The 5,373-nt window shown below is 51.7% G+C and carries 2 tRNA genes and 3 rRNA genes; all 5 read left to right on the top strand.

Features of this window, described 5'->3' with window-relative positions:
* The first annotated feature begins 169 nt into the window (after window positions 1–169).
* The 5 genes from F3I16_RS20930 to rrf all read left to right on the top strand — a co-directional run bounded on the left by F3I16_RS20930 (window position 170) and on the right by rrf (window position 5,365).
* Window positions 170–1,706: ribosomal RNA gene (locus F3I16_RS20930) — 16S ribosomal RNA — on the top strand.
* 93 nt (window positions 1,707–1,799) lie between these two features.
* A tRNA-Ile gene (locus tag F3I16_RS20925) sits at window positions 1,800–1,876 on the top strand.
* 31 nt (window positions 1,877–1,907) lie between these two features.
* A tRNA-Ala gene (locus F3I16_RS20920) sits at window positions 1,908–1,983 on the top strand.
* Window positions 1,984–2,219: 236 nt separating this feature from the next.
* Window positions 2,220–5,111 (top strand): 23S ribosomal RNA (locus tag F3I16_RS20915).
* Window positions 5,112–5,249: 138 nt separating this feature from the next.
* A 5S ribosomal RNA gene (gene rrf, locus F3I16_RS20910) occupies window positions 5,250–5,365 on the top strand.
* Together the 16S, 23S and 5S rRNA genes with 2 tRNA genes alongside form the textbook arrangement of a ribosomal RNA operon.
* The last annotated feature ends 8 nt before the right edge of the window (window positions 5,366–5,373 follow it).

The raw sequence follows: 5,373 nt of genomic DNA, 5'->3' as shown, positions 1-5,373 counted from the left end.
ATCGAAACGCTCTTTAACAACTTGAATCAAGCAATTCGTGTGGGTGCTTGTGGAGTAAGACTGTTAGTCGCAAGATTATCAGCAACACAAGTAACTCTTCGTGAATTCAAAGAGTTTATTTGCGATTGCTGAGCCAAGTTTAGGGTTTTCTCAAAACCCAAGCAGTATTGAACTGAAGAGTTTGATCATGGCTCAGATTGAACGCTGGCGGCAGGCCTAACACATGCAAGTCGAGCGGTAGAGAGGTGCTTGCACCTCTTGAGAGCGGCGGACGGGTGAGTAATGCCTAGGAATCTGCCTAGTGGTGGGGGATAACGTTCGGAAACGGACGCTAATACCGCATACGTCCTACGGGAGAAAGCGGGGGATCTTCGGACCTCGCGCCATTAGATGAGCCTAGGTCGGATTAGCTAGTTGGTGAGGTAATGGCTCACCAAGGCGACGATCCGTAACTGGTCTGAGAGGATGATCAGTCACACTGGAACTGAGACACGGTCCAGACTCCTACGGGAGGCAGCAGTGGGGAATATTGGACAATGGGCGAAAGCCTGATCCAGCCATGCCGCGTGTGTGAAGAAGGTCTTCGGATTGTAAAGCACTTTAAGTTGGGAGGAAGGGTCGTAACCTAATACGTTACGGCTTTGACGTTACCGACAGAATAAGCACCGGCTAACTTCGTGCCAGCAGCCGCGGTAATACGAAGGGTGCAAGCGTTAATCGGAATTACTGGGCGTAAAGCGCGCGTAGGTGGTTCAGCAAGTTGGATGTGAAAGCCCTGGGCTCAACCTGGGAACTGCATCCAAAACTACTGAGCTAGAGTACGGTAGAGGGTAGTGGAATTTCCTGTGTAGCGGTGAAATGCGTAGATATAGGAAGGAACACCAGTGGCGAAGGCGACTACCTGGACTGATACTGACACTGAGGTGCGAAAGCGTGGGGAGCAAACAGGATTAGATACCCTGGTAGTCCACGCCGTAAACGATGTCGACTAGCCGTTGGGATCCTTGAGATCTTAGTGGCGCAGCTAACGCATTAAGTCGACCGCCTGGGGAGTACGGCCGCAAGGTTAAAACTCAAATGAATTGACGGGGGCCCGCACAAGCGGTGGAGCATGTGGTTTAATTCGAAGCAACGCGAAGAACCTTACCTGGCCTTGACATGCTGAGAACTTTCCAGAGATGGATTGGTGCCTTCGGGAACTCAGACACAGGTGCTGCATGGCTGTCGTCAGCTCGTGTCGTGAGATGTTGGGTTAAGTCCCGTAACGAGCGCAACCCTTGTCCTTAGTTACCAGCACGTTATGGTGGGCACTCTAAGGAGACTGCCGGTGACAAACCGGAGGAAGGTGGGGATGACGTCAAGTCATCATGGCCCTTACGGCCAGGGCTACACACGTGCTACAATGGTCGGTACAAAGGGTTGCCAAGCCGCGAGGTGGAGCTAATCCCATAAAACCGATCGTAGTCCGGATCGCAGTCTGCAACTCGACTGCGTGAAGTCGGAATCGCTAGTAATCGTGAATCAGAATGTCACGGTGAATACGTTCCCGGGCCTTGTACACACCGCCCGTCACACCATGGGAGTGGGTTGCTCCAGAAGTAGCTAGTCTAACCGCAAGGGGGACGGTTACCACGGAGTGATTCATGACTGGGGTGAAGTCGTAACAAGGTAGCCGTAGGGGAACCTGCGGCTGGATCACCTCCTTAATCGAAGACTTCAGCTTCTTCATAAGTTCCCACACGAATTGCTTGATTCACTTGCGAAAAGCGATTGGGTTATTACCCGAGAGTTAGACGATTGGGTCTGTAGCTCAGTTGGTTAGAGCGCACCCCTGATAAGGGTGAGGTCGGCAGTTCGAATCTGCCCAGACCCACCAATTGTCAAGGGATGTGGCCAAGTCCGTAGATGGGGCCATAGCTCAGCTGGGAGAGCGCCTGCTTTGCACGCAGGAGGTCAGGAGTTCGATCCTCCTTGGCTCCACCATTAACTCGACAATCGCTGAAAGCTCAGAATTGAATGCTTACTGATGAAGCATTGAATTCTGGTCTTTGCGCCAGAACTGTTCTTTAAAAATTTGGGTATGTGATAGAAGTAGACCGATGTGTTGCTTTCACTGGCAGCATGTCGCGTCAAGGTAAAATTTGCGTGTTCTCTATGCAAATTTTCGGCGAATGTCGTCTTCACGTTTGAGACAGTAACCAGATTGCTTGGGGTTATATGGTCAAGTGAAGAAGCGCATACGGTGGATGCCTTGGCAGTCAGAGGCGATGAAAGACGTGGTAGCCTGCGAAAAGCTTCGGGGAGTCGGCAAACAGACTTTGATCCGGAGATCTCTGAATGGGGGAACCCAGCCAGCACAAGCTGGTTATCTTGTACTGAATACATAGGTGCAAGAGGCGAACCAGGGGAACTGAAACATCTAAGTACCCTGAGGAAAAGAAATCAACCGAGATTCCCTTAGTAGTGGCGAGCGAACGGGGATTAGCCCTTAAGTGGCTTTGAGATTAGCGGAACGCTCTGGAAAGTGCGGCCATAGTGGGTGATAGCCCTGTACGCGAAAATCTCTTAGTCATGAAATCGAGTAGGACGGAGCACGAGAAACTTTGTCTGAATATGGGGGGACCATCCTCCAAGGCTAAATACTACTGACTGACCGATAGTGAACTAGTACCGTGAGGGAAAGGCGAAAAGAACCCCGGAGAGGGGAGTGAAATAGATCCTGAAACCGTATGCGTACAAGCAGTGGGAGCCCACTTTGTTGGGTGACTGCGTACCTTTTGTATAATGGGTCAGCGACTTATATTCAGTGGCAAGCTTAACCGAATAGGGGAGGCGTAGCGAAAGCGAGTCTTAATAGGGCGTTTAGTCGCTGGGTATAGACCCGAAACCGGGCGATCTATCCATGGGCAGGTTGAAGGTTAGGTAACACTGACTGGAGGACCGAACCGACTACCGTTGAAAAGTTAGCGGATGACCTGTGGATCGGAGTGAAAGGCTAATCAAGCTCGGAGATAGCTGGTTCTCCTCGAAAGCTATTTAGGTAGCGCCTCATGTATCACTGTAGGGGGTAGAGCACTGTTTCGGCTAGGGGGTCATCCCGACTTACCAAACCGATGCAAACTCCGAATACCTACAAGTGCCGAGCATGGGAGACACACGGCGGGTGCTAACGTCCGTCGTGAAAAGGGAAACAACCCAGACCGTCAGCTAAGGTCCCAAAGTTATGGTTAAGTGGGAAACGATGTGGGAAGGCTTAGACAGCTAGGAGGTTGGCTTAGAAGCAGCCACCCTTTAAAGAAAGCGTAATAGCTCACTAGTCGAGTCGGCCTGCGCGGAAGATGTAACGGGGCTCAAACCATACACCGAAGCTACGGGTATCACGTAAGTGATGCGGTAGAGGAGCGTTCTGTAAGCCTGTGAAGGTGAGTTGAGAAGCTTGCTGGAGGTATCAGAAGTGCGAATGCTGACATGAGTAACGACAATGCGAGTGAAAAACTCGCACGCCGAAAGACCAAGGTTTCCTGCGCAACGTTAATCGACGCAGGGTTAGTCGGTCCCTAAGGCGAGGCAGAAATGCGTAGTCGATGGGAAACAGGTTAATATTCCTGTACTTCTAGTTACTGCGATGGGGGGACGGAGAAGGCTAGGCCAGCACGGCGTTGGTTGTCCGTGTTTAAGGTGGTAGGCAGAGATCTTAGGTAAATCCGGGGTCTTAATGCCGAGAGCTGATGACGAGCTTTCTTTTAGAAAGCGAAGTGGTTGATGCCATGCTTCCAGGAAAAGCCTCTAAGCTTCAGGTAACTAGGAACCGTACCCCAAACCGACACAGGTGGTTGGGTAGAGAATACCAAGGCGCTTGAGAGAACTCGGGTGAAGGAACTAGGCAAAATGGCACCGTAACTTCGGGAGAAGGTGCGCCGGTGAGGGTGAAGTATTTACTACGTAAGCCCATGCCGGTCGAAGATACCAGGCCGCTGCGACTGTTTATTAAAAACACAGCACTCTGCAAACACGAAAGTGGACGTATAGGGTGTGACGCCTGCCCGGTGCCGGAAGGTTAATTGATGGGGTTAGCGCAAGCGAAGCTCTTGATCGAAGCCCCGGTAAACGGCGGCCGTAACTATAACGGTCCTAAGGTAGCGAAATTCCTTGTCGGGTAAGTTCCGACCTGCACGAATGGCGTAACGATGGCGGCGCTGTCTCCACCCGAGACTCAGTGAAATTGAAATCGCTGTGAAGATGCAGTGTATCCGCGGCTAGACGGAAAGACCCCGTGAACCTTTACTATAGCTTTGCACTGGACTTTGAATTTGCTTGTGTAGGATAGGTGGGAGGCTTTGAAGCGTGGACGCCAGTCTGCGTGGAGCCAACCTTGAAATACCACCCTGGCAACTTTGAGGTTCTAACTCTGGTCCGTTATCCGGATCGAGGACAGTGTATGGTGGGTAGTTTGACTGGGGCGGTCTCCTCCTAAAGAGTAACGGAGGAGTACGAAGGTGCGCTCAGACCGGTCGGAAATCGGTCGTAGAGTATAAAGGCAAAAGCGCGCTTGACTGCGAGACAGACACGTCGAGCAGGTACGAAAGTAGGTCTTAGTGATCCGGTGGTTCTGTATGGAAGGGCCATCGCTCAACGGATAAAAGGTACTCCGGGGATAACAGGCTGATACCGCCCAAGAGTTCATATCGACGGCGGTGTTTGGCACCTCGATGTCGGCTCATCACATCCTGGGGCTGAAGCCGGTCCCAAGGGTATGGCTGTTCGCCATTTAAAGTGGTACGCGAGCTGGGTTTAGAACGTCGTGAGACAGTTCGGTCCCTATCTGCCGTGGACGTTTGAGATTTGAGAGGGGCTGCTCCTAGTACGAGAGGACCGGAGTGGACGAACCTCTGGTGTTCCGGTTGTCACGCCAGTGGCATTGCCGGGTAGCTATGTTCGGAAAAGATAACCGCTGAAAGCATCTAAGCGGGAAACTTGCCTCAAGATGAGATCTCACTGGAGCCTTGAGCTCCCTGAAGGGCCGTCGAAGACTACGACGTTGATAGGTTGGGTGTGTAAGCGCTGTGAGGCGTTGAGCTAACCAATACTAATTGCCCGTGAGGCTTGACCATATAACACCCAAACAATTTGCTGTTTGTGTGGCTCGACAGAAGTCGACAAACCGAAAATTTGCCTGAACACGCACTACCAACAGACATCACATACCCAATTAGCTGTAGCGACTAAACACCGAGACAGCAACCGAATTGCTTGACGACCATAGAGCGTTGGAACCACCTGATCCCATCCCGAACTCAGTAGTGAAACGACGCATCGCCGATGGTAGTGTGGGGCTTCCCCATGTGAGAGTAGGTCATCGTCAAGCTCCTATCC

It is taken from the genome of Pseudomonas sp. L-22-4S-12 (genome assembly GCF_009799935.1).
Taxonomy (GTDB): Bacteria; Pseudomonadota; Gammaproteobacteria; order Pseudomonadales; family Pseudomonadaceae; genus Aquipseudomonas.
The sequence above is the reverse complement of the archived record's forward strand: the minus strand, read 5'-3'. Positions and strand labels throughout refer to the sequence as shown.